The organism is Methylotenera sp. 1P/1, assembly GCF_000384355.1.
GTDB lineage: Bacteria > Pseudomonadota > Gammaproteobacteria > Burkholderiales > Methylophilaceae > Methylophilus.
This window is the reverse complement of the sequence record NZ_ARWC01000001.1, coordinates 708,668-734,296: the sequence shown is the minus strand read 5'-3', so window position 1 is coordinate 734,296 and position 25,629 is coordinate 708,668. Positions and strand designations below refer to the sequence as shown.

The following is a 25,629-nucleotide window of genomic DNA, read 5'->3' as shown; positions in this document are numbered from 1 at the left end:
TCTGGCCTAAATTCAGGCAAATTGTGCAGGCGTAAAATCTGCAGGAGTAGCGTGCTTATAATCTAATTTAAGTGCCATTTTCTTAAACGCGTTAGAGGCGGTTGCCAATGGAAATGCCTCGATGACAGATCGGCCTAATTGCGAGGCTTTGCTCAAATGGTCATCTTTTGGAATCGCACCAAAATACTCTAAATCAATGCGCATATAGCGTTTAGCCACAGATGAAATATTGTTAAACACCACTTTGGCTTGCTGTTCAGTAGCATCGTCCACAATGATGCCAAAGTGACGACGGCCTAATTGACTGTAGACCTTTTTAATCATGGCATACGCATCTTTAATCGATTCTGGCTGACGCGTGAGCTGGATAATAATTTCGCCATCGTTGAGCAAACTAATGGGTAGTAAATGAGCCTTATTGAGTGAAGCGTCTACCAATAAAATCTCGTACTGATCGGCCAAGGTATGAAATACTTGGGTTAAGTATTCGCTCATGGTGTGATTCAACATCTGATCCAATTGGCTTTTCTGCATCATTTTGGCAATGGAGAAACCATGTTGCGATAAATGAATGGCTTTGTTTAATCCCATTTTTTTACCGGCAGTATCCACCAAAGTAGGTAGGGCGTTAATGCCATAATAAGTCTCAGAAGACTCTTTAGAGGCATGGATGACTAATGTCTTATTGCCTTGGTCGCTGATCGATGCTGCAAGATTCGTCATCAGACGAGATTTATCTTGCGTAGCGGCAGCCGAGATAATAGAAATAATACGTGGCGCAGGCGCCGCCATGATTCTACGTAAGCCAGCCGCTTGGTCTTGTGGCACATTAAGCATGGTTCACCTCCGTCGCTTTCACGTAATCTGCGTAGTTATCTACATTGGCCACCACAAATGGCAATTCTTCTTCCAAGTATTGGAAAGGCCAGCTGGTCGAATTCAATGTCAATGCTCTGGAAATCAACTCTACTTTGTTGGCCACTTGCATGTCTTCTGGCACGCGTTGACCGTGCGTGGTGTAGTACAGTTTTAATTTCTCGCGGATGATGACGTCTAAGGTATTGCCAATGGTCGCGGCTTCATCCAATTTAGTGATAATGCAGCCATCCAACGCGCGGCCTTTATAGGCACGGATCACATCAGTTAATGTTTCACCGGTGCAAGTAGCGTTCAGGCACAGCAGCTTTTTGATATTCACATTCATTTTAGAAAGCATGGCGATTTGTTCTGTCACCATGCGGTCACGTTGGCTCACACCTACGGTATCCACCAAAATGCAGTGTTTGTGTTTGAGTTCATTCAAGGCGATTTTCAAATCGGCTTCGTCTTTCACGGCATAGACCATCACGCCTAAAATCTTACCGTAGATACGCAGTTGCTCATGACCACCAATCCTGTAGCCATCTGTAGTGATGAGGCCTAAGTTTTGTGTGCCATGCTTCATGACATAACGCGCTGCTAATTTAGCAGTAGTAGTGGTTTTACCCACGCCAGTTGGGCCTACCAAAGCAAATACGCCGCCTTGGTCTAATAATTCGCTTTCGTCTTTAATCGTATCCAGATTTCTGGCCAATGCACCTTTGATCCAAGCCAATGCGCGGTTCATTTCCAGGCTGTTTGGTAATTTTTCTGCCAACTGTCTAGAAAGTGATGCGCTAAAGTTAGCGGCTAATAAAGTGCTCAATATTTTGGCTTTCACCGGGTTGTGTTGCAGATTGTTGTTCCATGCCATGGCCGTTAACTGTGTTTCCACACGGCTACGCATGCCACGCATCTCATTCAACATCATGCTAAATTGTTGACTTAACTCTTGGTGAGACAAGCCGCTCATATCGTCATTTGCTTGCATATCAAAACTTGGTTGTTCCATAGCTGCGCGTCTAGAAGGCGCTTCTTGTCTAGGCGAAACTTTGGCTGCCGGCATTACCGCTTTGGGTTTTTCTGGCACAAACTCTGGCGCTTTTACAGCACGTTTGTTTTGATTGAGAATGGAAAGCAGGGTAGGCGCATCCGCGTAATCCTCTTCCTCTTCATCCTCAAACGTTTCTTGTGGAAGCTGCATGGTCGGACTGTCCAGCATATCTGCGCTGAGAGGGCTGAACTGATTCGCCATCGCATGCATGTCTGCCTCGCTGACTGCAAGAATCTCATTGCCGCCATTACTGGCACGGTTAGAAATAATCACCGCGTCTTCGCCTAAGGCTTTACGTACCATGCTCAACGCTTCGCGTGAGTTTTTTCCGAAAAATCGTTTAATGTTCATGCTTGACCTCCAATAAGACTAGTGACGCGAATGGTTTTTGAATCTGGTAATTCTTCGTGTGACAACACGCGAAGATGTGGAACGGAACGGCGTAAAAATTTTGCAAGTGCTGCGCGTAATGGCGCTGGCACTAATAACACAGGGGTTAAGCCCATTTGTTCGTGTTGTTTAGAGGCAGTCTCGGCTTGTCTGGCTAAGGCTTCGGCAATGCCTGGCTCTATAGATGTATTGTTGGCTGCATTGTTTTGTAAGGCTTGCAATAAAATGCGCTCTAGGTTGCCGTCTAACGTCATGGCAGTCACTTCGTTACCAATTGGGAACAAGTCTTGCACAATGGCGCGACCCAGTTTCACGCGTACTAGCGCAGTCAAATCGCCAGCATCTTGTGTTTGGATTGCATGCTCGGACAGCGTTTCCAAAATAGTACGCATGTCACGGATATGCACACCTTCTGTCAGTAAGTTTTGGAGCACTTTTTGTACGAGTGCGAACGATAAGAGTTTAGGCACTAAGTCTTCAACCAATTTAGGTGATTCTTTACCTACGTGATCCAAGAGTTTTTGTACTTCTTCACGGCCTAATAGTTCGGCTGCGTGCATCGAAATCATATGGTTAAGATGGGTGGCAATCACGGTGCCAGCGTCTACCACGGTATAGCCCATGGCTTGTGCATGGTCACGCATGTTGGCGTCTACCCATACTGCTGGCAAACCAAAGGCTGGGTCTGTCGTCACGGCACCTTCTAATTGGCCTGTCACCGTTCCTGGATCAATCGCTAAAAACTGACCAAAGTTTGATTCACCTGTAGCTACCTCAACCCCTTTAAGGGTGACGCGGTAGCTGTTTGGGCGTAACTCTAAGTTATCGCGAATATGTACGGTAGGTGCTAAGAAGCCAACTTCCTGTGCGAATTTTTTGCGGATACCTTTAATGCGTTTAAGTAAGTCACCGCCTTGTGCTTTATCTACCAATGGAATCAGGCGATAACCCACTTCTAGGCCCACGATATCGACCGGCACTACATCATCCCAGCTGGCTTCTTCTACTTCTGTGATGACTTCTGCCGGTGCTTCTACTTCTGGTTCAAGCGCTGCTTGTGTTTTTTGCTTGTCTACCACATACGCAATACCCGCCAAAATAGAGGCTAGTAATAGGAACGCAAAGTGCGGCATGCCTGGAATCAAGCCAATACCACCGATAATGCCAGCAGTCAGGTAAATCACAGTTGGGTTATTGAATAGTTGGGTAATCAGTTGGCCGCCAATGTCTTCGTTGTTGGCTACGCGTGATACCACCACACCAGCTGCGACAGAGATAATGAGTGAAGGGATTTGTGCGACTAAGCCATCACCAATCGCTAATAAGGTGTAATTTTTAACGGCATCACCAAACTGCAGATCATGTTGCACCATGCCCACAATCAACCCGCCGACAATGTTGATGATGATGACCAAGATGCCAGCAATGGCGTCACCACGTACATATTTACTGGCACCGTCCATCGCGCCGTAGAATTCAGATTCTTGGCCCACTTCGGTACGGCGACGACGTGCTTCATCTTCGCCAATCAAGCCAGCGTTTAAATCCGCATCAATCGCCATTTGTTTACCTGGCATCGCATCTAAAGTAAAGCGTGCGCCGACTTCTGCAATACGGCCAGCACCTTTGGTAATCACGGTAAAGTTAATGATGGTGAGGATAATGAATACCACGATACCCACTGCATAGTTACCACCAATCAAGAAGTGGCCAAACGCTTCAATCACTTTACCTGCTGCGTCTGGGCCAGTATGACCTTCTGTCAGTACTACACGGGTAGAAGCCACGTTGAGGGATAAGCGCAACATGGTAGTCATCAGCAACACAGTAGGGAAAGCAATGAAGTCCAAAGCTTTTCTAGTTTGCAGACCGATCATCAAGACCAAGATAGACAACGCAATATTAAAGCTGAAGAACACGTCCAGCATAATCGCTGGCAATGGCAAAATCATCATGGCCAATAGCATGATGATGATGACTGGTGCGGCAGCGGAACGTGCGCCCATATTGGCTAACCATGGAGGTAAGTTGTTCATGCTAAGCCTCCTTGTGCCATTAAGTTAGGTGCTGGGATCAAGCTATGTGGGTCTAGTGCATCAGGTACTGGCAAGGCTTTTGGTACTTCTGGTTGGTAGCCGCCTTGTTGTTTAAACATACGCAATTGGAATACATACGCTAAGACTTCAGCCACTGCCGCATATAAAGCTTCAGGGATTTCTTGATCTAGTTCTGTATGAGCATATAAGGCACGGGCAAGTTTAGGAGACTCGAGCGTGACAATATTGTTATCTTTGGCAATCTCACGGATTTTAAGCGCAACAGCATCTGCACCTTTGGCCACTACAATCGGTGCGCTCATGCCTGCTTCTTGGTATTTCACAGCAACGGCGTAGTGGGTTGGGTTAGTGATGACCACATCCGCTGTTGGGATTTTTGACATCATGCGGCGGCGTGCCATCTCACGTTGTTGTTGGCGAATCTTGGCTTTGATTTCTGGATTACCTTCGGCTTCTTTAGATTCTTGTTTGATCTCTTCTTTGGTCATTTTGTGTTTTTCAGCGTAGTGATAGAGCTGATAAGGCACATCAATTGCTGCAATAAAAATCAATGCAGCCACAATCGTTAAGAAGCCTGAGAGCATTAAATCACTTACTTCACCAATGCCAGCTTCTAGCGGCATATTAGAAAGTGACAGAATCGGTTTTAAGTCGTTACTGACTACCCAGTAAGCAACACCAGCAACGATGATGGCTTTGCCTACGGACTTGATAAGTTCGACCACAGCATTTTTAGAGAACATATTGCTGATGCCTTGTAATGGATTTAGGCGATTGAATTGCGGCACGAATGCTTTATTACTGAATACCCAGCCGCCTACTAATATAGGAGACGCAACTGCAACGGCAAGTAGTACCAATGCCAGTGGAGCAAATGCAATCAATAAATCGAATACGGTATGCGAGACGCGCATTAATAGTACGGCAGGATCAAATGCTACAGTACGGTCAAACTCTAAGCCGGAACGTAGCGATTGCTTTAATGCGGTGTTCAGAGGTTGCTGCATCATCATTAAGCTCAAGCCAGAAGCAAACAACACAGCACATGCCGCCAACTCGCGAGAGCGGGGCACATCGCCTTCTTCCCTAGCTTTTTCTAATCGCTTGGGGGAGGCCTGTTCTGTTTTTTCTAAATCGCTTTCTTCAGCCATGATGATCTCTAACTATTCATTACCTCTTAGTGGATGATTGAATTATTAGATAACTCATGACAATTACATCTTGAGAATAAAAGGGTTTATCCCCCCCTTTCTTTTGTCCAGTAGCATGTTTTTTGTTTGAAAAGATGCATTTTTTCTACAAAAAATAAATATTTTTAATTTTATTATTATTTAAATTCAATGTCTTATGAACTTTTTTAAAAATATTTTAAATTTCCCCTAAAGTTTTTCTAAGGCGGGCCGTTACTGAAGTTAATGCGTCAATAGATGAAAAAAAGTGAGCACGGGCAATTGCAATTGGTCGCAGAGATGCGACAGCCCGATGTAACAGCACTATTTAACGACACCATGTAACGACACTATGTAGATAAACTTTAATTATTTTTAAACTATTTTTGGAATTTAATGCAATGAAAGTCGATTTTTAACCGTATTTAGCATCACGCTTGTACTAAGTGATGATGTCTAAGTCATTGATTTTAAAATAACCCATCAGCAGCACGTAGGCGTTTGTAGGACAAACGCCTACGTGCTCGCGTCCGTTTCGCTTACGTAATTAACCGACAAACCCCAATTGTTGCTAGGCATCAATAAGTTCAAAGTACGCCTAACGCAACACAACATGTTTATAACGTTAACCAGACAAGAATGGGGTCAATCATGAATCAAGAAGAAATGATGTTAGAGATTAAAGATGCAAACCTTAACTACTTAATGTTGGCACAACAATTAATTCGTTCCGATAAAGCAACAGCAATTTTCCGTTTAGGTATCAGCAAAGACATTGCAGACTTGTTAGAAGGCTTGAGCAACTTACAACTTCTAAAATTGTGTAATACCAACATGATGTTAGCACGCTTCCGTTTTGATGATAGCGATATTTTAGGCATGTTGACTAACTACACTAAAGATCGTGCACAAGCACACCTACATACAGCAGTGTTGATGGCAGGCCAAACTGCCGATGCAATGGCTTAGTTTTTGAGACATTCGATCTCTAAAAGATATTAAGGAATAAGGGGTTTATCATGCAAAAGAAAAGCGTAGTCAATGAGGCAGAACAAATTCAATTGGCCATGGAAATGATTCGTTTAGGCGCGCGTTTACAGCTCCTAGAATCACAAACCACATTATCGCGCGAGCGCTTGATTAAACTCTATAAAGAAATGAAAGGCTGCTCACCTCCAAAAGGGATGTTGCCATTCTCAACCGATTGGTTCTTAACTTGGCAGCCAAATATTCACTCTTCCATTTTTTATAATATCTATAAATTCATGGTGGATTACGCAGATGTAAGCGGTATTCAAGCCATCATCAAAGCCTACGGTTTGTACTTGCAACAAGTGACTGATGGCCAAACAGATGCAGACGTTGAACCAGTGCTTTCACTGACACGTGCATGGACCTTGGTACGCTTTGTAGAAAGCAAAATGTTGAAACTCAATGCATGTAACTGCTGTGGTGGCAATTTTATTGTGAACACTTATGACTTGAATCAACACTATGTATGTAACTTATGCCATGTGCCTTCACGTGCAGGCAAAACCAAAAAAGCCAAAGAGTTAAGCTACAAATTAGTTTCTATGACAGCTTAATTGTATAGATTGAATGATTGAGGCGAGCGCAAATGCAACTTCATAGCCAACACCGTCCAGACAGATTTTTTGAAGACACTGCTTGGTATCAACGTGCGTTGCAAAGCCTTAGTAAGACGCCTTCGCTATTAGCACTGTTAGTACAGTCTGCCGCATTCGGTGTGATATTGATGTACGCCAAAATGAGCGCACCGGCTGAGAGCGCACTGTTAACAGCTGACATGACGTTTTATGTGTTCTCTTTGGTCTTATTGCAGTCCATGTTTGCTACGTTTATTGCCACCTGTGTAGGCATGGCAGTATGGTGGCGCTGGATTCACTTTTTCTTCCCGCTGGCGTTATGGCTGATGTCCATTTTGCATGTGCCCAGCAGCGTATATTTCATTGGATTTGTGGTGACCATGGCCCTGTACTGGACCACATTTAAAACACAAGTCCCGTTTTATCCTTCCCGTCCAGCCGTATGGCAAGCATTGCACAACTTGATGCAACAACATCGTCCACACCATGCTTTACGCATGATCGATATTGGCAGCGGCTTGGGTGATGTCTCCACCTACATTGCGCAGCACCGCCCCAATGATATGGTCGAAGGCATTGAAGTTGCACCATTACCTTGGTTGATCAGCAAAGTAAGAGCCTATTTGAAAGGCTCGCGAGCCACCTTTACACTGGGTAGTTATCATGCCTTAAATTTTGCAGACTATGATGTTGTATTTGCCTACTTATCACCCGCAGCGATGTCTCAATTGTGGGAAAAAGCCAGCCAAGAAATGCGTCATGACACACTTTTGGTCAGCCTTGAGTTTGATATTCCCAATGTCATGCCAGAGCAGATTATTCAGACCGGCGATACTACACCTGACTTGTTTGTGTGGCGCATGGCATAACTGCTAGCCACTAAGCGTTAAACCTGCGTCATTACACGCTTCTCCTAAGTTCCCAATCCTTCCAGCAATACATAGTGCCTGTTTAAAGCATCACGGATGAACAGGATTAAAAGCCTGAAAAATGCCCTTTATTCCCTCAATTGATTTTTGTCCGCGCTTGTTATTCTGATACCAATTTAAGAAGTTTTCTATTGGCTGTTCGGAGACGATAACATGTTTGTCATTATTGGTTACATCGTAGTGTGCGGCACCATTTTTGGTGGCTATGCGCTGGCGGGAGGGCACTTGGGTGGCTTATGGCAGCCGCTGGAGGTGCTGATGATTTTTGGTGGTGCAGTCGGTGCATTTATTGTAGGCAACGACACAAAAGCACTCAAAGCCACATTAAAAGCACTCCCTACTATCTTTAAAGGCTCCAAATATACCAAATCCCTGTACATGGATTTGTTAGCGCTCTTGTTTGAGATTCTTAGCAAAATCCGTAAAGAAGGCATGATGTCAATCGAAAAGGACGTCGAAGATCCTGAGTCCAGTGCCTTGTTCAACAAATACCCAAAAATCCTGCACGACCATCATTTGGTTGAGTTTATTACCGATTATTTACGCTTGATGGTATCCGGCAATATGGATGCATTCCAAGTGGAAAACTTAATGGATAACGAGATTGAAACACACCATATGGAAGGCCATGTGCCAGCGCATTGTATTGCCAAACTAGGCGATGGCTTGCCCGCATTTGGTATCGTAGCAGCGGTGATGGGGGTAGTGCATACCATGGAAAACGTTGCATTGCCGCCAGCTGAATTAGGTATTTTGATTGCGCACGCATTGGTGGGGACATTTTTAGGGATTCTGTTGGCTTATGGTTTTGTTGGCCCGTTATCTGGTTTGCTTGAGCAGAAATTAGAAGAGTCCAGCAAGATGTTCCAGACCGTCAAAGTGACGCTATTGGCAAGCTTGAATGGCTATGCGCCGGCCATTGCGGTTGAGTTTGGCCGCAAAGTGCTGTACTCCACAGAGCGTCCAGGCTTTGCTGAGTTGGAAGACCATGTAAAACAAGCTAGAGCAGCTAAATAATTCGATTGAATTGACGTAATAGATAGTTAGAGGAAGCAGTTATGGCTGAAGATCGTATTGCACCGATTATTGTTAAGAAGATTAAAAAAAGTGGTGGTGGCCACCATGGCGGTGCATGGAAAATTGCCTATGCTGACTTTGTGACAGCCATGATGGCGTTCTTTCTTTTGATGTGGCTGTTGGGGTCTACCTCTAAAGCGCAGAAAGAAGGCATTGCAGAATACTTTAAAACACCATTGAAGGTCGCCATGATGGGCGGCCCTGCGATGGGCGTCACGGATTCGGCGATTAAAAACACGGGTGGTAGAGACATCACCAAAAAACAAGGCCAGGTGAAACCCGTGGATGGCCCACCGGGCAAGCAGAAAACAGTCACGATTGAAGATGCAAAAGAAGCATTGAAAAAAGCGGAGCAAGCCAAATTAGAAGATTTGAAACAAAAGATTGAGCAAACGATTGATCAAAGCGAGACCTTAAAGAAATTCAAAAGTCAGTTGATGTTAGACATTACACCTGAAGGTCTGCGTATTCAAATCTTAGATGAACAGAATCGTCCGATGTTTGAATCGTCTAAAGCTGATTTACAGCCGTATGCCAAAGAGATTCTGCATGAAATTGGCAAAATGTTGAATGGCGTGCAAAACAAAATCAGTTTATCTGGGCACACCGATGCTGCACCTTATCCGAATGGCGACAAAGGCTATAGCAATTGGGAGCTGTCTTCTGATCGTGCGAACTCTTCACGCCGCGAACTGATTGCAGGCGGTATGGATGAGTCAAAACTACTTCGCGTAGTGGGGCTGGCTTCTGCGTCTTTATATGACAAAGAGAATCCATTTAATCCTACCAATCGTCGTATTAGCTTGGTGGTAATGAATAAGCAAGCAGAAGAAGATGCACTGAAAGATGCAGAGAGTGAGCATGCGGATATAACGAGTAATCAGGCTGGTGTGGTATTGCCAGCGGGTATTGTATCGCCAAAGTAGTGCAACAATTAAGCTGGTTTTACAACGGTATTCAACAAATTGAGATGAAGTGCAATGAGGCATGATGTTATGGAAATGAATAAATTACCCATCAATGAGTTAAGAACGCTTTTGACAGCCGTGGCTAACCACGGTAATCAGCATTTGGTCGAAGTGGAATCTGATCTACAGCAAACCGCTTTTTTATTGAATGAAGCGATTGAGAAACTCAGCACCAGTTTTATGAAGATTCATGACTTGATTGCACACCAACATAATTTATTGGTGACCTCTGGCCAGTTAGATGAAGCCATGACTTTTGCAATTGAAGAATATGAGGAAAAGATTGGTAATGAAGTAAATTCAGTGGTGACGGGTATGCAGTTTCAAGACATGACGAGTCAATTATTACACCGCACGATCAATCGTGTGAATGGTTTGAAAGCGCTATTACAAGAGCTATCTGAACATGGGTATGACATGGACGCACAGCGTGAGCATGATGATATTGCCAAGTTTTTGGTCAATATCAACGACATTTTGCATGCTGGTAGTCATGCACTTTCAGGCAATTTAAGAAAAGCAGTGGGACAAAAAGATATGGCCACCGGCGATATTGATTTGTTCTAGGCACAAGTATCACTCTATTTTTTGGGTAGTAATTTTTAACAAAATAAAAGCGAGTACGAAATGGCAAAAACAATTTTAGCAGTCGATGACTCCGGTTCACTTCGTCAAATGGTGGCATTTAGCCTTAAAGCTGCTGGTTACGATGTGTTGCAAGCGGTAGACGGACAAGATGGCTTAAACAAAGCCAAAGAAAAAACAGTAGACCTTGTGCTGACTGATCAAAATATGCCGATTATGGATGGCCTGACTTTAATTAAAAATTTACGCGGATTGGGTTCTTACCAAAAGGTGCCTATTTTGATGCTAACCACGGAGTCTAGCGACGAAATGAAGGCAAAGGGTAAAGCTGCTGGCGCCAATGGCTGGTTAGTTAAACCGTTCGATCCGAAGCGTTTGATCGAAGTTGTACAAAAAGTAATTGGTTCATAAAGTATAGAGATGAAGAGATATCCGCAACGTTGGGCGAGTTTAATAGATGCAAGCCGGACGTACACAATGAAAAACGGGGTACCACAATGACAATAGACATGAGTCAGTTTTATGAGGTCTTCTTTGATGAAGCAGATGAGCTGCTTGCTGAAGCAGAACGCCTGTTACTAGGGATTGATATTGATCAGCCCGATACAGAAGATTTAAATGCGATTTTTAGAGCAGCGCACTCCATTAAGGGCGGCGCTGCAACATTTGGTTTTATGGACATGGCGGAAATTACGCATGTGCTGGAAAACCTGTTGGATAAAATTCGTAAAAATGAAATGAAATTGACCGGTGAACATGTAGACGCATTTTTGGCTGCCAAAGATGTGTTGAAAATGGAACTGGATGGACATCGCCATGCGACTGATGTAGATCAAGACCAAGTGGCTGATGTCAAAATGGTATTGAAATCCTTATCTGAGGCAAGCCAAGATGCACCAGCTCAACAGGCCGCGCCAGCACCACAGACTGCGCCTGCTGTTGAAGCGCCCGCGCCTGTTGCGGCAGCGCCAGCACCGGTTGTTGCGGCAGATATCGCCATCGATTTACCACCAGGCCACCAAGTGTTTAATGTGGCATTGCCAGAAATTTCAGAAAAAGATTTATCTAATATTAAAGATGAATTAGCGCTATTAGGCGAGGTGACTGCGGCAAAAGGTGCCAATGATCGCTACGTATTGACCTTAATTACTGACTCCACACAAGATGACATCGTCTCTATCTGTTCCTTTATTTTAGATCCGGATGATTTGGTCATTACCTTGGGCAATGCGCCAGGTGCTGCACCTGAAGCTGCCGTGGCTGCTCCTGCTCCCTCAGCACCTGCTGTGGTCGAAGCTGAGTCAGAGCCCGTTGCCAATGGTAAAGTGAAAGTAGAGGAAGAGGTAGGCTATGGCTTGTTTGCCGAAGATGGTAAAGAGAGCCAAGAAGAAGGCTACGGTTTCTTTGCGCCATTCAAACCACATCCAGATGCAGAGAAAGCGCAGCTCATTGGTGACGACACTAAATTGACGGCTGAAAATGCAGGTGCCAGTGCTGTTGCTGTCGAGGCCAAAGCGGAAGCGGCTAAACCAGCTGCAGGTAGCGCAGAGCCAGCAGAGAAACGTACATTAGCCAGACGCGAGTCCGACAAAGCGCCAGCCAATGCGGAAACGACATCGATTCGTGTCGGGATTGAAAAAGTCGATCAACTGATTAACTTAGTTGGCGAGCTGGTCATTACTCAAGCCATGATCGAGCAGCGTGTGAACGCATTGGATCCAGTGCAGAACGAGGCCTTAATCAATAGCGTTGGTCAGCTCACACGCAATACACGCGATTTGCAAGAGTCTGTGATGTCGATTCGTATGATGCCAATGGACTTTGTGTTCTCACGCTTCCCACGCATGGTGCGCGATTTAGCAGGCAAGTTGAACAAGAAAGTAGAGTTTGTCACCATTGGTGCAACCACAGAATTAGACAAAGGCTTGATCGAGCGTATCGTCGATCCATTAACGCATTTAGTGCGTAACAGTGTGGATCACGGTATTGAAACACCTGAAAAGCGTAGAGCTGCAGGTAAGTCAGAGACTGGTACATTAACGCTGTCAGCGGCCCATAAAGGAGGCAGCATTGTGATTGAGGTCACGGATGATGGCGCAGGCTTAAACCGCGACAGAATCTTAGCCAAAGCCCAGTCCAATGGTTTAGCTGTCAATGAGAACATGTCGGATAGCGACGTGTATTCACTGATCTTTGCGCCAGGTTTCTCAACTGCTGAAGTCGTGACCGATGTGTCTGGCCGAGGTGTAGGGATGGACGTGGTGAAACGAAACATTACTGCCATGGGTGGTGTGGTCGAGATTCGTTCTGCTTTAGGCTTTGGTACGACAATTTCGATTGCGTTACCACTGACGCTTGCTATTTTAGATGGTATGTCTGTCTCACTTGGTCATAGCGTCTATGTAGTGCCGCTCAACTTAATTGTGGAGACATTACAACCTAAAGCAGAAGACATTAAAACAGTCACAGGTGAAGGCTATATGGTGCATGTGCGTGGTGAATATTTGCCTATTATTGCGCTGCATCGCTTATTCAATCATCACACCGACATTACAGATCCAACACAAGGCGTCTTAGTGCTCATTGAAGCGGATGGTAAAAAATCAGCCTTGTTTGTCGATCGTTTAGTGGGTCAGCAGCAAGTGGTGATTAAGAGTTTGGAAACCAACTTTAAGAAAGTACCAGGCGTATCCGGCGCTACCATCATGGGCGATGGCTCAGTAGCGCTTATTTTGGATGTGCCTGCGATTATTCAGATGGGCCAAACCACCAATTATATTACTGGGGCTGCGACTTTTTCGCATCAAGCTGTCCCCTCCATTTCAAATCCAGCGAATGCATAAGGAGTGAATGCAATGAACACGAATACTGAAGCGGTTTCCACCAACACGAGCGCAGGCATTAAGAGCGCCGCAGGTGAGTATTTAACTTTTGTGCTAGGCACAGAGCAATACGGACTGGAAATTCTCAAAGTACAAGAAATCCGCGGTTACGACGCAGTGACGCAAATTGCGAATACCCCAAACTTTATTAAAGGGGTAGTCAATTTGCGCGGCAAGATCGTGCCGATTGTGGATTTACGCATCAAATTTAATTTAGGCAAGGTGGAATATGACGAGTTTACAGTCGTCATTATTCTTAACTTGAGTGGCCGTATTGTGGGCATCGTGGTCGATGGTGTATCTGATGTGATGGCATTAAAAGAAGATCAACTACGTGAAGTGCCGACTTTAGTGACCAGCATAGACACTAAATACATTGTAGGGTTGGCCACTGTTGAGCAGCATATGCTCATTTTGGTGGACATTGAAAAATTAATGAGCAGCCAAGAAATGGAACTCATTGATACAGCAGCAGTACATTAAAGCAAATTACATCGTCGCTAACAACTTATGCAGGCTAGGTAAAAGGTAAAGGGGTGTTTCTCATGGCAAGTTCAATATTAAATGGATTAAGCAGTTTGTTTGGTAATAAAACAACTGATGTGCATCAATTGGATCAAAGTGGTCAAATCAAGGCAATTCATCGAGTGTTGGCAGTCATCGAGTTCAGCCCAGAGGGCGTGATTCTTAAAGCCAATGACAACTTTTTACAAGTCGCTGGCTATCGCGAGGATGAGGTGGTGGGACAGCACCATCGCATGTTTGTGGATGCAGAATATGCAAAAAGTGCCGAATATCAACAGTTTTGGGAAAGATTAGCCCGAGGCGAGTTTGACCAAGGTCAATATAAACGCTTTGCTAAAGGCCAACGTGAAGTATGGTTAGAAGCCAGCTATAACCCGATTTTTGATGCCACAGGCAAAGTATATAAAGTCGTGAAATATGCGACAGACATCACACAGAAAAAATATAGCGCTGTAGATACAGCTGGACAGCTGGAAGCCATTAGTAAATCACAAGGCACGATTGAGCTAGGCCTAGATGGCAAAGTGTTGACAGCGAATGAAAACTTTTTGGCGGTATTAGGCTATAGCTTAGAAGAAGCTGTAGGGCAGCACCATAGTGCATTTGTAGAGCCAGACTATGCAAAAAGTGCGGAATATCGCGAATTTTGGGCTAAATTGAACCGTGGTGAGTATATCTCCGGTAAGTTCAAACGCGTAGGCAAAGGCGGCAAAGAAATTTGGCTAGAGGCCAGTTATAACCCAATTGTGGATGCGAATGGTAAGCCTTACAAAGTAGTGAAATTTGCATCAGACATTACGCAAGAAAGTACTCAATCTGCTGATTACTCCGGTCAATTGTCTGCCATTCATAAAATTATGGCGGTGATTGAGTTTGATTTGAAAGGCAATATTCTTAACGCCAATAATAATTTCTTGGCTGCGACTGGATATGACCTGAAAGAAATCGTGGGCAATCATCACAGCATGTTTGTGGATCCTACTTATCGTACTGGCAGTGAGTACAAAGCATTTTGGGAGAAATTAGCCCGAGGCGAGCCTGATAGCGGCGAATACAAACGTTACGCAAAAGGCGGCAAAGAAATTTGGTTGCAATCTAGCTACAACCCCATATTTAATGCGGATGGTAAGCCATTTAAAGTGGTGAAATACGCAACCGATATTACTGAGCAAAAACGAAAAAATGCAGATTATGAAGATCAGATTGCTGCATTTAAAGGGGTGCAAGGTATTGTTGAGTTCTCGATAGATGGGAATATTGTTGATGCAAACTCTATTTATCTAGAAGCCGTAGGGTATGAGCTTAAAGAAGTATTAGGTAAGCATCACAGTACTTTTGTTGATCCTACAGAAGTGAATACACCTGAATATAAAGCGTTCTGGGAAAACTTAAACGCAGGTAAATCTCAAACAGGTCGTTTTAAACGACTGATTAATCATGGTAAAGAGATTTGGATTCAAGCCTTGTATGCACCAGTGTTAGATGCCAAAGGTAAGCCTTATAAAGTCGTTCGCTTTGCAAACTATGTGACAGAGCAAGTGCTGGCTGAGCAAGCATTAGAAAGCGCAGTGATTGAAACCAATGAAATGATCGAACTGGCTAAATCAGGCGATCTTACACACCGTGTATCGCTTGCTGGTAAAACCGGTGCGATCGCTAGTTTGTGCGATGGCGTAAACTCACTCATGGATAAGATGACAGAAGTATTATTATCTGTACGTGAAGCAGGCGAAACCATTAACACTGCTGCCGGTGAGATTTCAACTGGCAATAACGATTTATCACAACGTACTGAACAACAAGCTTCATCACTAGAAGAAACGGCTTCAAGCATGGAGCAACTTTCATCTACAGTGAAACAAAATGCAGAGAACGCTAAACAAGCCAATCAATTGGCTGCTGCTGCTTCTGGTGTAGCAGTCAAAGGTGGCGAAGTGGTTGGCAACGTAGTGACAACCATGAGCGCGATTAACGAGAGCGCACGCAAAATTGAAGACATTATCAGCGTGATTGATGGCATTGCTTTCCAAACCAATATTCTTGCATTAAACGCTGCGGTAGAAGCGGCACGTGCGGGTGAGCAAGGCCGTGGCTTTGCTGTGGTGGCGGGTGAAGTGCGCAATTTGGCACAACGTTCTGCCAGTGCTGCAAAAGAGATCAAAGAGTTAATTTCTAACTCTGTCAGCAAAGTAGAAGAGGGTACACGCCTGGTTGAAAATGCTGGCAACACAATGACTGAGATTGTGTCATCAGTACAACGTGTGACGGACATCATGGGTGAGATTTCAGCGGCTTCAAGTGAGCAAAGTGCTGGTATTGATCAAGTGAATAACGCGATTACCAGCATGGACGAAGTGACACAGCAAAATGCGGCCTTGGTGGAAGAGGCAGCAGCAGCAGCTGAATCACTCGTTGACCAAGCCGTTAGCTTAATGGATGTGGTTAGTAGCTTTAAGCTGCAAGGTGCTGCTCAACATGAGCGTCGTTCACACAGCAGTCCAATGCGCAGCGCACCAAAACCGGTGGCAACCGCTAGACCTGTTGTAAGACCAGCTCCAGCAAAAGTATCGATGAAAACCGGTACAGATGACGGAGATTGGGAAGAGTTTTAAACCAATCTGCAAGCAAATCAGTGGACATAAAACAGCGGGCTAAATGCCCGCTGTTTTTTATTGTATGGGTCAGTATGGGATGTTGCAAAAATGATGTATTCACGCGGGTTTCAAAGACACTTCGTCAATATGCATCATGGTGTATTGCGAGTAAAAAAAATATTTGTAACTACATTGTAAAAGTCTTAAAGATTGTAGGAGCCGCTCCGTTAATTTTAATAAGTGGTTTAGTTTTGTACGAGATTTTTGTATGAGATATTTGTACGAGATCAATAACTAGACCTTTTTTAATCCTAGTAACGGAGTGTTTATGGCAGTTAAATTAGTAGCAACAACATTAACAACATTGGTTTTAGCTTTAGCAACACAGCAAGCACTAGCAGCGGAAGTATGCACAGTGTCTATGATGGGCCGCGTATGTTATGAAGAAGGTAGCCCGGAAGCCACTGCAGCACACATGAAGGGTAACGCTGTTGCAGATGCTGCCGCTAAGAAAAAAACTGAGGTTGCTGATGCTTCTAAAGAAACTAAAAAATTAGTGAGTAAATAAGGTGTAATTTTGATAGCTTAATTGCTAAATTTATCGATCGATTTAATCGAAAAATAGTACAACTAAAAATGCCTCTCAGTATCGCGCTGAGGGGCATTTTTTATGGGGAAACGGTTTACAGGCATTGGGTGACATGTGATTTGGAAAAGAGGGGTATTTACGATGCTTTTCTAGTAATGAAATGGCCTTCAGAAAGTACAAAATGGTGTCGTTAAATGAGTAAAGTAAGACAACTAATAACACACCTAATCAACTGGGAAATATAGAAATGAATATCGTTTGGAGAAAAAAATGAGTGTTGCCAATAGAATGTATGCGCTAATTTTGTTAGCAGCGGTCGGGTTGTTTTCTCTGGCGGGTGTCAGCTATATTCAAATGAACCGCATTTACGAAACCACCAATTATGCAAATCAAAATTCAGCCCCGAGCGTAGAAGTGTTGGATCGTGCACTCGCACAATTTGAGCGCTTAAACAGCTTGATTTGGCAGCATATGCTGAATACCGATAGCGCCAAAATGCAAGTGATTGAAACGCAAGTAGCTGAAACACATAACTTGCTGACATCTACGCTTAAAGGTTACGAAAAAAACAATGTAAGTAACGAGAAAGATAAAGCTTATCTCGATAAAGATTTTGCCATGTTGGCCGAGTACGACCAAATGGGCGGTGAAGTACTCACACTGTCTTTGGCGAATAAGAAAAATAACGCGCGTGATAGTTTGTTGGCGTCATCCATCAAGGTGGAGCAAGTTCAAAATGCAATCAAAGAGCACCGTGAGTTCAACTTTGAGTTAGGCCAAGCTAGCGCCAAACAAGCCGCAGAAATGAAGGCTGGCGCGGTATTGCTGTTGCTCGTGATTGCCGGATCCATCTTGGCAGCAGTGGTGTGCATTGGTCTCTACATCAAACGTAATTTAATGCAGCAACTTGGCATGGAGCCAGCTGCGCTGTCTGTGATTGCCAAAAACTTTGTAGAAGGCCATTTAACGCAAAAAATTGAGTTGGCTGAGCATGACAAAGCCAGTGTTGCTTACTCTATCCGCAGCTTACAAAAAACCTTAGACGGCTTGGTGCAATCTTTGCAGTATGTCAGCCAGCAACATGATGCGGGCGATATTGACTGCACCGTAGATGCTACACGCTTTAAAGGCGGCTATTCAGAGATGGCCAAAGGCATCAATAAAATGGTGGCGGGCCATATTGAGATGAACCAAAAAGCCATTCAAGTAGTGAAAGCATTTGGTGAAGGTAATCTGACCGCTGAGCTGGAACAGTTCCCAGGTAAAAAAGCGTTTGTGAATGAAGCCATTGAGCAGGTACGTGCCAATATCCAAGCGCTTGTAGCGGATGCCGATATGTTGGCGCATGCAGCCGTAGAGGGGCGCTTATCTACCCGTGCCGATGCAAGTAAACACCAAGGTGATTTCTACAAGATTGTACAAGGTGTTAACGACACATTAGACGCTGTGATTAACCCGCTTAACGTTGCTGCTAGCTATGTGGATAGCATTTCTAAGGGCAATATCCCCGCGAAAATTACAGACGATTACAGTGGTGACTTTAATACCATTAAACATAACCTCAATACCTGTATTGATGCAGTCAATGCTTTGGTTGCCGATGCTTCACGCTTGGCGCAAGCCGCAGTAGAAGGCAAGCTGGCGACGCGTGCAGACGCAAATCAACATCAGGGAGATTTCCGTAAGATTGTGGAAGGTGTCAATGCTACATTGGACTCTGTGATTAACCCGCTGAACATGGCTGCAGAGTATGTAGAGAACATCTCTAAAGGCAATATCCCAGCGAAGATTACCGATGATTACAGTGGCGACTTTAATGTCATTAAGACTAACTTAAACACTTGTATCGATGCGATCAATCGCTTGGTCACCGATGCGAATATGCTGGCGGAAGCGGCTACCGAAGGCCGTGTGACCCAACGCGCAGACACCACGCAACACCAAGGTAACTTCCGTCAAATTGTAGAAGGCGTAAATCAAACGCTGGATATGATTGTGGCGCCCATTACCGCCGTTAAAGCGGCCGTAGAAACAATTGCCACTGCCGCTGGCGAAATATCTACCGGCAATAGCGATTTGTCTGCGCGCACAGAGCAACAAGCCTCTAGCTTAGAAGAAACAGCAGCCAGCATGGAAGAGTTGGCTGGCACCGTTAAACAAAATGCGGACAACGCAAAACAAGCAAATCAGCTGGCGATTACCGCCTCTGGTGTGGCTGTCAAAGGTGGTCAAGTGGTGGCCGAAGTGGTGAATACCATGACAGGCATTAACGAGAGCGCCCATAAAATTGAAGACATTATCAGCGTGATTGACGGCATTGCCTTCCAAACCAATATCTTGGCATTAAACGCTGCGGTAGAAGCGGCGCGTGCTGGTGAGCAAGGCCGTGGCTTTGCAGTGGTGGCGGGTGAGGTGCGTAACTTGGCACAACGTTCAGCCAGTGCGGCCAAAGAGATCAAAGAACTGATTACCGATTCTGTCAATAAAACAGCCGAAGGCACCAAGTTGGTTGAAAACGCGGGGACTACGATGGAAGAAGTCGTGGTTTCTGTACAGCGTGTTGCCGACATTATCAGTGAAATTGCGGCGGCTTCTGCAGAACAAACTACAGGCATTGACCAGGTGAATCAAGCTGTGACCAGCATGGATGAAGTGACGCAGCAAAATGCGGCATTAGTCGAAGAGGCTGCAGCTGCAGCGGAATCATTGCTGGAACAAGCAAATCAGCTGTCGGAAGTGGTGAGCGTATTCAAGTTGGATACTGTAGGTACGGATCGTCGTGCAACACACAGTCCAATGCGCAGCGCCTCTAAACCGGTTATGCAATCAAAACCAGCTGTCCAATCAAAACCACTTAGTCAACCTGCGCCTACCAAAGTATCGATGAAGACAGGCACAGATGATGGTGATTGGGAAGAATTTTAACTTTAGCGTGTGACGCAAGAATTGAGCGGTTTAAGCCTACTTAATCGCCAATATAAAACAGCTTGCGTCCACCCATAATACATTTGAATAGTGGTTGAAGAAATTAAGGATTCAACATGGCAACAATGAAAAAGGAAAATATTGTGATGAGTCAATTACGCAGTTTGAAATTAAAGACGCAACTGTTGTTATTGATTGGCGTCATGGTATTAGGGTTTGCGTTTGCTGGCGTCATGGCAGACCGTGCTTTTGATAAAGTATTGGTCAATGGTGAGGTCTATCAAAACATTCAGGCACATAAGAATTTGGCCGCAGATATTCTGCCGCCACCCGCTTACTTGCTTGAGTCTTGGCAGGTTGCGCTTGAGATGGCAGCCATTAAAAATGCGCCTTTACAGCCTTTAATTGATAAAAGCGAGCAATTGTCAGAGGCCTTTACCAAACGCGCTGCGTTCTGGGTAGAGACACAACCACAGCTGAAAAAAATCCTGACGGAATCACTTATCCCCACAGGTGAGACATTCATTCGTGTGCGTGATAATCAATTGATTCCAGCCGTGCGTTCTGGCGATGCCAAACGCATTGATGCTGCGCTGAATAACCTTAAAAATGCCTATCAACAACACCGTGCGGTGATTGATGAATTAGTCGTATTGAATGACAAGGCTTACAAAGTGATTGAAACTGAAGTGCCTGCACAAGTGCAATCTGCACGCACACAATCCTTAGTATTGGCATTCATTGCGTTGAGCATTGCATTAGCCGGTTTATTTGCTGTAGTGACGCATGTCATTCGTCAGCTTGGCGGTGAGGCTTCAGAAGCATTGGCAGCGGCACAACATATTGCCGAAGGTGATTTTAGTGCCAATACATCACATTCCAATCAAGGTGCCAATGTCATTGGCGCACTGGCGCTTGCCTCAGAAACGCTTATCCAGATTGACCGTGAAATGGCACGCATGGATGCCGAACATCAGCAAGGCAATGTGGACGCGAATATCGATGTAAGCAAATTTAAAGGTGCGTACCGCGATATGGCCATTGGCATCAATCGTATGGTGGCCAATCACGTAGCGGTCATGACCAAAACGACAAGCTGCGTCAATAGCTTTGCTAAAGGCGACTTTGACGTGCCGTTAGAGAAATTCCCAGGCAAATTGGCCTTGGTCAATGAGGGTGTAGAAGGGCTACGTGGCAATATCCACGCACTTATTTCTGATATGCGTTTGATGGCCGAAGAGCACAGCAAAGGTAACACCAACTTTGTGATAGATACAGACAAGTTTGCCGGTGACTATCGCTTGTTGGCGATTGGCGTCAATAGCATGGTGAATGAGTATATCGACGAGAATAAAGCGGTCATGGAGTGTGTCAGCCAGTTTGGCAACGGCGATTTCTCAGCCAATATTAAAGAATTCCCAGGTGAAAAAGCCTACATTAACAAGAACATCAAGAAAATTGGTGGCAATCTTAAAGGCCTGATTGAGTCTGTGAATTGGGTGAGTGGCGAGCACGAAAAAGGCAGCATAGACATGACCTTACGTGACGACATGTTTAAAGGTGATTTCAGTACGCTCGCTAAGTCCGTCAACAAAATGATGGCTGGCTTGCTGGATATGAATCAAAAATCGATGCAGGTAGTCAAAGCCTTTGGTGAGGGTAATTTTAGTGCGCCATTAGAGCAGTTCCCTGGCAAAAAAGCATTTATTAACGAAACCATTGAGCAAGTGCGTAGCAACCTAAAAAATCTGAACGAAGATGCGCAGCTGTTGGCTGATGCTGCTCGGGATGGTCGTGTGTCTGTGCGTGCTGATGCCTCACGCCATCTTGGTGATTATCGCAAAATTGTAGAGGGTATGAATGAAACCCTAGACATGATTGTGACCCCAATCACCACCGTAAAAGTGGCTGCAGAAACCATCAATACGGCTGCTAAAGAAATCGCGCAAGGTAACTCCGATTTAAGTCGCCGTACCGAAGAGCAAGCCGCCAATCTAGAAAAAACAGCGTCCAGCATGGATGAGTTGTCCAGCACTGTGAAACAGAATGCCGACAACGCAAAACAAGCCAATCAATTAGCCATTACTGCCTCCGATGTGGCAGTGAAGGGCGGTCAAGCCGTGGGTGAAGTGGTGTATACCATGAGCGCGATTAATGAGAGCGCACGCAAAATTGAAGACATTATCAGCGTGATTGACGGTATTGCTTTCCAAACCAATATCTTGGCGCTAAACGCTGCGGTAGAAGCGGCACGTGCTGGTGAACAGGGCCGTGGTTTTGCCGTAGTAGCTGGCGAGGTACGTAGCCTAGCACAACGTTCTGCCAGTGCAGCCAAAGAAATTAAAGAGCTGATCACCGATTCTGTCAGCAAAACCACAGAAGGTACTAAGCAAGTAGAAAACGCCGGTGCCACCATGCAAGAGATTGTGACTTCGGTAAAACATGTGGCAGACATCATTGCAGAGATATCAGCGGCTTCACAAGAGCAAAGCGTGGGTATTTCACAAGTCAATGACGCCATTATTCGTATGGATGACACTACACAGCAAAACACTGCATTGGTTGAACAAGCAGCAGCGGCAGCTGAATCCTTGATGGAGCAAGCAGACGAGCTAATGAATACCGTGAGCGTATTTAGTATTGAAGGCAGCTCTGCTTCATATCATCAATCATCAGCAAAAGTAGCCAGTGTGGCCTATAGCAAACCGACCCAAGTGCGCAAACCGGCTCAAACACATAAATCGGATCAGGTACAAGCCAAACCAGTTGCAGCACAGAGCTACGCGAAAACGGGTACGGATGATGATTGGGCAGAGTTTTAATTTAAGCAAAATCAAAAGAGTTTAATTAAGGAATAGATATGAAGCTAACTGTTGCGAAAAAAATGATGTTGCTGGTGCTGATCAGTATGTTGGGGTTGATTGGCTTGGCTACGGTAGGTCAATATCAACTGCATGCGGTATTTGATAAGACGAATTCTGTGAATCAAAATAGCTTACCAAGCATTTTGAAAATGGCAGATATTCGATATAAATTCAATGTGTTACGTGTGCGTGTGTCTAATCACACCATGCTGACGCAACCAGAAAAGATGCACGAAGTAGAAAATGCAATCAGTGCGCTGGAAACGGAGTTAACCGAAAAACTTAAAGGCTATGAAGCGTTGGTTGTGGACGAAAAAGATAAGGCTCTACTTGCAGAAGATCGTGCCAGTATCGAGCTCTACTTTGAGCGTATGAAGCCTATCCTAAATGCATCTAATTTGAATAAAAAAGACGTGGCACGTGAGTTGTACATTGCGATTCGTGCGCCGGCAGAAAAAGCCAATGAACATATTTCAAACCATATTGCGTACAACGTCGAGTTGGCAAAAGCGAGCGCTGTAGAAGCGGCTGCGGTAAAGAGTGCTTCTGCAACATTTACGTTAACGATTGCTGTGTTAGTGGTATTGGCAATACTGGGTTTGGGTTACTACATCACCCGCAACTTATTGCAACAGTTAGGTGGCGAACCGACAGATGTAGTGAACATTGCTAACCATATTGCACAAGGGGATTTGAATAGCCCAATCACTGTAAAAGCTGGCGATAACGCGAGTTTGATGGCGTCTATGCAGCAAATGCAACTCACCTTGAAGAGCGTGATTGAAGCACAAAGCCATATGTCTGCAGAAAACAAGGCAGGCAATATCGATGAAGTCATCAATACCGCTAAATTCCAAGGCAGCTATAGAACCATGGCAGAAAACGTGAACAACATGGCGGCTAATCAGGCCGAAGTGATGCGTAAAGTGACTGCATGTATTGCTGAGTTCTCAAAAGGTAATTTTGATGCGCCGCTTGAGAAATTCCCGGGCAAACGCGCCTTTATTAATGAAGGTGTAGAACTATTACGTACCAACATCAAAACCTTTATTGCCGATATGCAAGAGATGTCTCAACAGCATGATGCGGGCGATGTGGATGTCTATATTGATGCAGTGAAATATGCTGGTGCCTATGCCGAAATGGTGAATAGCGTGAACAGCATGGTGCATGCACACGTGCAAGAAAAAGATGAAATGATCCAAGTGATGAAAATGCTTGGTGACGGTAACTTTGCTGTAGAAATTCAGCAATATCCTGGCAAAAAAGCCGAGATCAATAAAAACCTAGATCGCCTGCAAGGCAAGCTCAAAGGCATCTTAGAGTCTGTGAAGTGGGTAACTGAAGAGCATGCCAAAGGCAATATCGATATGTCATTGCATGCACATATGTTTAAAGGTGGTTTCTCTGAAATTGCCGGTGCAGTGAACACGATTGTCGCTGGTCAGATCGATTTGACAGAAAAAGCATTGGCTTGCGTGAAACAATTTGGTGAGGGTAATTTTGATGCACCATTGGAAAAATTCCCAAGTAAAAAATCATTTGTGAACGAGGCGATTGAGCAAGTGCGTGTGAATTTGAAAGCACTGAATGCCGATGCACAAATGCTGGCAGATGCCGCAAAAGAAGGTCGCATTAGCGTACGTGCTGATGTGACGCGTCACCAAGGCGATTTCCGCAAAATTGTAGAAGGCGTGAATGAAACGCTGGAAATGATTGTGGGCCCGATCATCACAGTGAAATCTGCTGCAGATGCGATTAACACGGCAGCAAAAGAGATTGCACAAGGCAACTCTGATTTAAGCCGCCGTACTGAAGAGCAAGCCAGCAGCTTGGAAAAAACTGCATCCAGCATGGATCAGTTAGCCGGCACGGTAAAACTCAATGCAGAGAACGCCAAACAAGCCAATCAACTGGCATTGGCATCCTCTAGTGTTGCAGTCAAAGGTGGTGAGGCTGTAGGCCAAGTGGTGGATACCATGAGCGCGATTAACGAGAGCGCACGCAAAATTGAAGACATTATCAGTGTGATTGACGGCATTGCTTTCCAAACCAATATCTTGGCGTTAAACGCTGCTGTTGAAGCAGCACGTGCCGGTGAGCAAGGCCGTGGTTTTGCTGTGGTAGCTGCTGAAGTGCGTAACTTGGCACAACGTTCCTCTACTGCAGCAAAAGAGATTAAAGAGCTGATTACAGACTCTGTGAACAAGACAACAGAGGGTACCAAACAAGTGGAAATGGCAGGGGAAACCATGCAGGAAATTGTGGCATCGGTGCGCCGCGTGTCTGACATCATTGCTGAGATCGCTGCCGCTTCTGGTGAACAAAGCGTGGGCATTGCCCAAGTCAATGATGCCATCATGAAGATGGATGATGTGACACAACAAAATACTGCCCTGGTTGAAGAAGCCGCTGCTGCTGCAGAGTCATTGATGGAGCAAGCAGATGAGCTAACACAAACAGTGAGTGTATTTAGTCTTGAAAGTGGTCAGCAACAACGTTATGAAACCGAGTATTTGAAGGTTAGCAATGGTTAAGCAGTCTTTTTCTAGAATT

General features: G+C 44.9%; 18 protein-coding genes. 14 read left to right on the top strand and 4 right to left on the bottom strand.

All coding sequences use genetic code 11. The features are described 5' to 3' along the window. Window positions 1–12 precede the first annotated feature (12 nt). Genes A3Q3_RS0103395 through flhB form a run of 4 tightly spaced genes read right to left on the bottom strand, consistent with a single transcriptional unit; the run spans window position 13 to window position 5,510 of the window. A complete protein-coding gene (locus A3Q3_RS0103395; RefSeq protein ID WP_020182165.1) occupies window positions 13–837 on the bottom strand; it encodes a hypothetical protein in 825 nt (274 codons plus the stop codon). Then, on the bottom strand, window positions 830–2,263 hold the full coding sequence (gene flhF / locus A3Q3_RS0103390) for a flagellar biosynthesis protein FlhF (protein WP_020182164.1): 1,434 nt from the start codon (window positions 2,261–2,263) through the stop codon (window positions 830–832). The genes A3Q3_RS0103395 and flhF overlap by 8 nt, the downstream gene beginning before the upstream one ends. Further along, entirely contained in the window at window positions 2,260–4,338 is a 2,079-nt protein-coding gene (flhA, locus tag A3Q3_RS0103385; protein ID WP_020182163.1) for a flagellar biosynthesis protein FlhA, read from the bottom strand. The genes flhF and flhA overlap by 4 nt, the downstream gene beginning before the upstream one ends. Beyond that, complete coding sequence (gene flhB, locus A3Q3_RS0103380) at window positions 4,335–5,510, bottom strand: flagellar biosynthesis protein FlhB (protein ID WP_020182162.1); 1,176 nt, start codon at window positions 5,508–5,510, stop codon at window positions 4,335–4,337. The genes flhA and flhB overlap by 4 nt, the downstream gene beginning before the upstream one ends. A 669-nt stretch (window positions 5,511–6,179) precedes the next feature. Here flhB and flhD point away from each other — a divergent pair. The 14 genes from flhD to A3Q3_RS14605 all read left to right on the top strand — a co-directional run bounded on the left by flhD (window position 6,180) and on the right by A3Q3_RS14605 (window position 25,610). After that, complete coding sequence (gene flhD, locus A3Q3_RS0103370) at window positions 6,180–6,497, top strand: flagellar transcriptional regulator FlhD (protein ID WP_020182161.1); 318 nt, start codon at window positions 6,180–6,182, stop codon at window positions 6,495–6,497. Between the two features lie 50 nt (window positions 6,498–6,547). Then, window positions 6,548–7,114, top strand: coding sequence for a flagellar transcriptional regulator FlhC (gene flhC / locus A3Q3_RS0103365; RefSeq protein WP_020182160.1), 567 nt, complete (start codon window positions 6,548–6,550; stop codon window positions 7,112–7,114). A gap of 32 nt (window positions 7,115–7,146) precedes the next feature. Further along, entirely contained in the window at window positions 7,147–8,004 is an 858-nt protein-coding gene (locus A3Q3_RS0103360; RefSeq protein ID WP_020182159.1) for a class I SAM-dependent methyltransferase, read from the top strand. A 213-nt stretch (window positions 8,005–8,217) separates the two neighbouring features. Beyond that, window positions 8,218–9,081: a flagellar motor stator protein MotA gene (motA, locus tag A3Q3_RS0103355; protein WP_020182158.1), complete on the top strand. Its 864-nt coding sequence runs from the start codon at window positions 8,218–8,220 to the stop codon at window positions 9,079–9,081. 41 nt (window positions 9,082–9,122) lie between these two features. Further along, window positions 9,123–10,067: a flagellar motor protein MotB gene (gene motB, locus A3Q3_RS0103350; protein ID WP_020182157.1), complete on the top strand. Its 945-nt coding sequence runs from the start codon at window positions 9,123–9,125 to the stop codon at window positions 10,065–10,067. Between the two features lie 69 nt (window positions 10,068–10,136). Then, window positions 10,137–10,676, top strand: a complete 540-nt coding sequence (locus A3Q3_RS0103345) for a hypothetical protein (RefSeq protein ID WP_020182156.1) — start codon at window positions 10,137–10,139, stop codon at window positions 10,674–10,676. 60 nt (window positions 10,677–10,736) lie between these two features. Continuing rightward, window positions 10,737–11,105, top strand: a complete 369-nt coding sequence (locus A3Q3_RS0103340) for a response regulator (protein ID WP_020182155.1) — start codon at window positions 10,737–10,739, stop codon at window positions 11,103–11,105. Window positions 11,106–11,191: 86 nt separating this feature from the next. Further along, window positions 11,192–13,537: a chemotaxis protein CheA gene (gene cheA, locus A3Q3_RS0103335; protein WP_026361734.1), complete on the top strand. Its 2,346-nt coding sequence runs from the start codon at window positions 11,192–11,194 to the stop codon at window positions 13,535–13,537. Between the two features lie 12 nt (window positions 13,538–13,549). Next, entirely contained in the window at window positions 13,550–14,059 is a 510-nt protein-coding gene (locus tag A3Q3_RS0103330; protein ID WP_020182153.1) for a chemotaxis protein CheW, read from the top strand. A gap of 62 nt (window positions 14,060–14,121) precedes the next feature. Continuing rightward, on the top strand, window positions 14,122–16,713 hold the full coding sequence (locus A3Q3_RS14610) for a methyl-accepting chemotaxis protein (RefSeq protein WP_020182152.1): 2,592 nt from the start codon (window positions 14,122–14,124) through the stop codon (window positions 16,711–16,713). Window positions 16,714–17,023: 310 nt separating this feature from the next. Beyond that, complete coding sequence (locus A3Q3_RS0103320; protein WP_020182151.1) at window positions 17,024–17,263, top strand: hypothetical protein; 240 nt, start codon at window positions 17,024–17,026, stop codon at window positions 17,261–17,263. Between the two features lie 291 nt (window positions 17,264–17,554). Beyond that, the gene (locus A3Q3_RS0103315; RefSeq protein ID WP_020182150.1) at window positions 17,555–20,209 is read left to right on the top strand and encodes a methyl-accepting chemotaxis protein; all 2,655 of its coding nucleotides are present in this window, start codon (window positions 17,555–17,557) and stop codon (window positions 20,207–20,209) included. Between the two features lie 116 nt (window positions 20,210–20,325). Further along, window positions 20,326–23,031, top strand: coding sequence for a methyl-accepting chemotaxis protein (locus A3Q3_RS0103310; protein ID WP_020182149.1), 2,706 nt, complete (start codon window positions 20,326–20,328; stop codon window positions 23,029–23,031). A 38-nt stretch (window positions 23,032–23,069) separates the two neighbouring features. Beyond that, the gene (locus A3Q3_RS14605; RefSeq protein WP_020182148.1) at window positions 23,070–25,610 is read left to right on the top strand and encodes a methyl-accepting chemotaxis protein; all 2,541 of its coding nucleotides are present in this window, start codon (window positions 23,070–23,072) and stop codon (window positions 25,608–25,610) included. Window positions 25,611–25,629 lie beyond the last annotated feature (19 nt).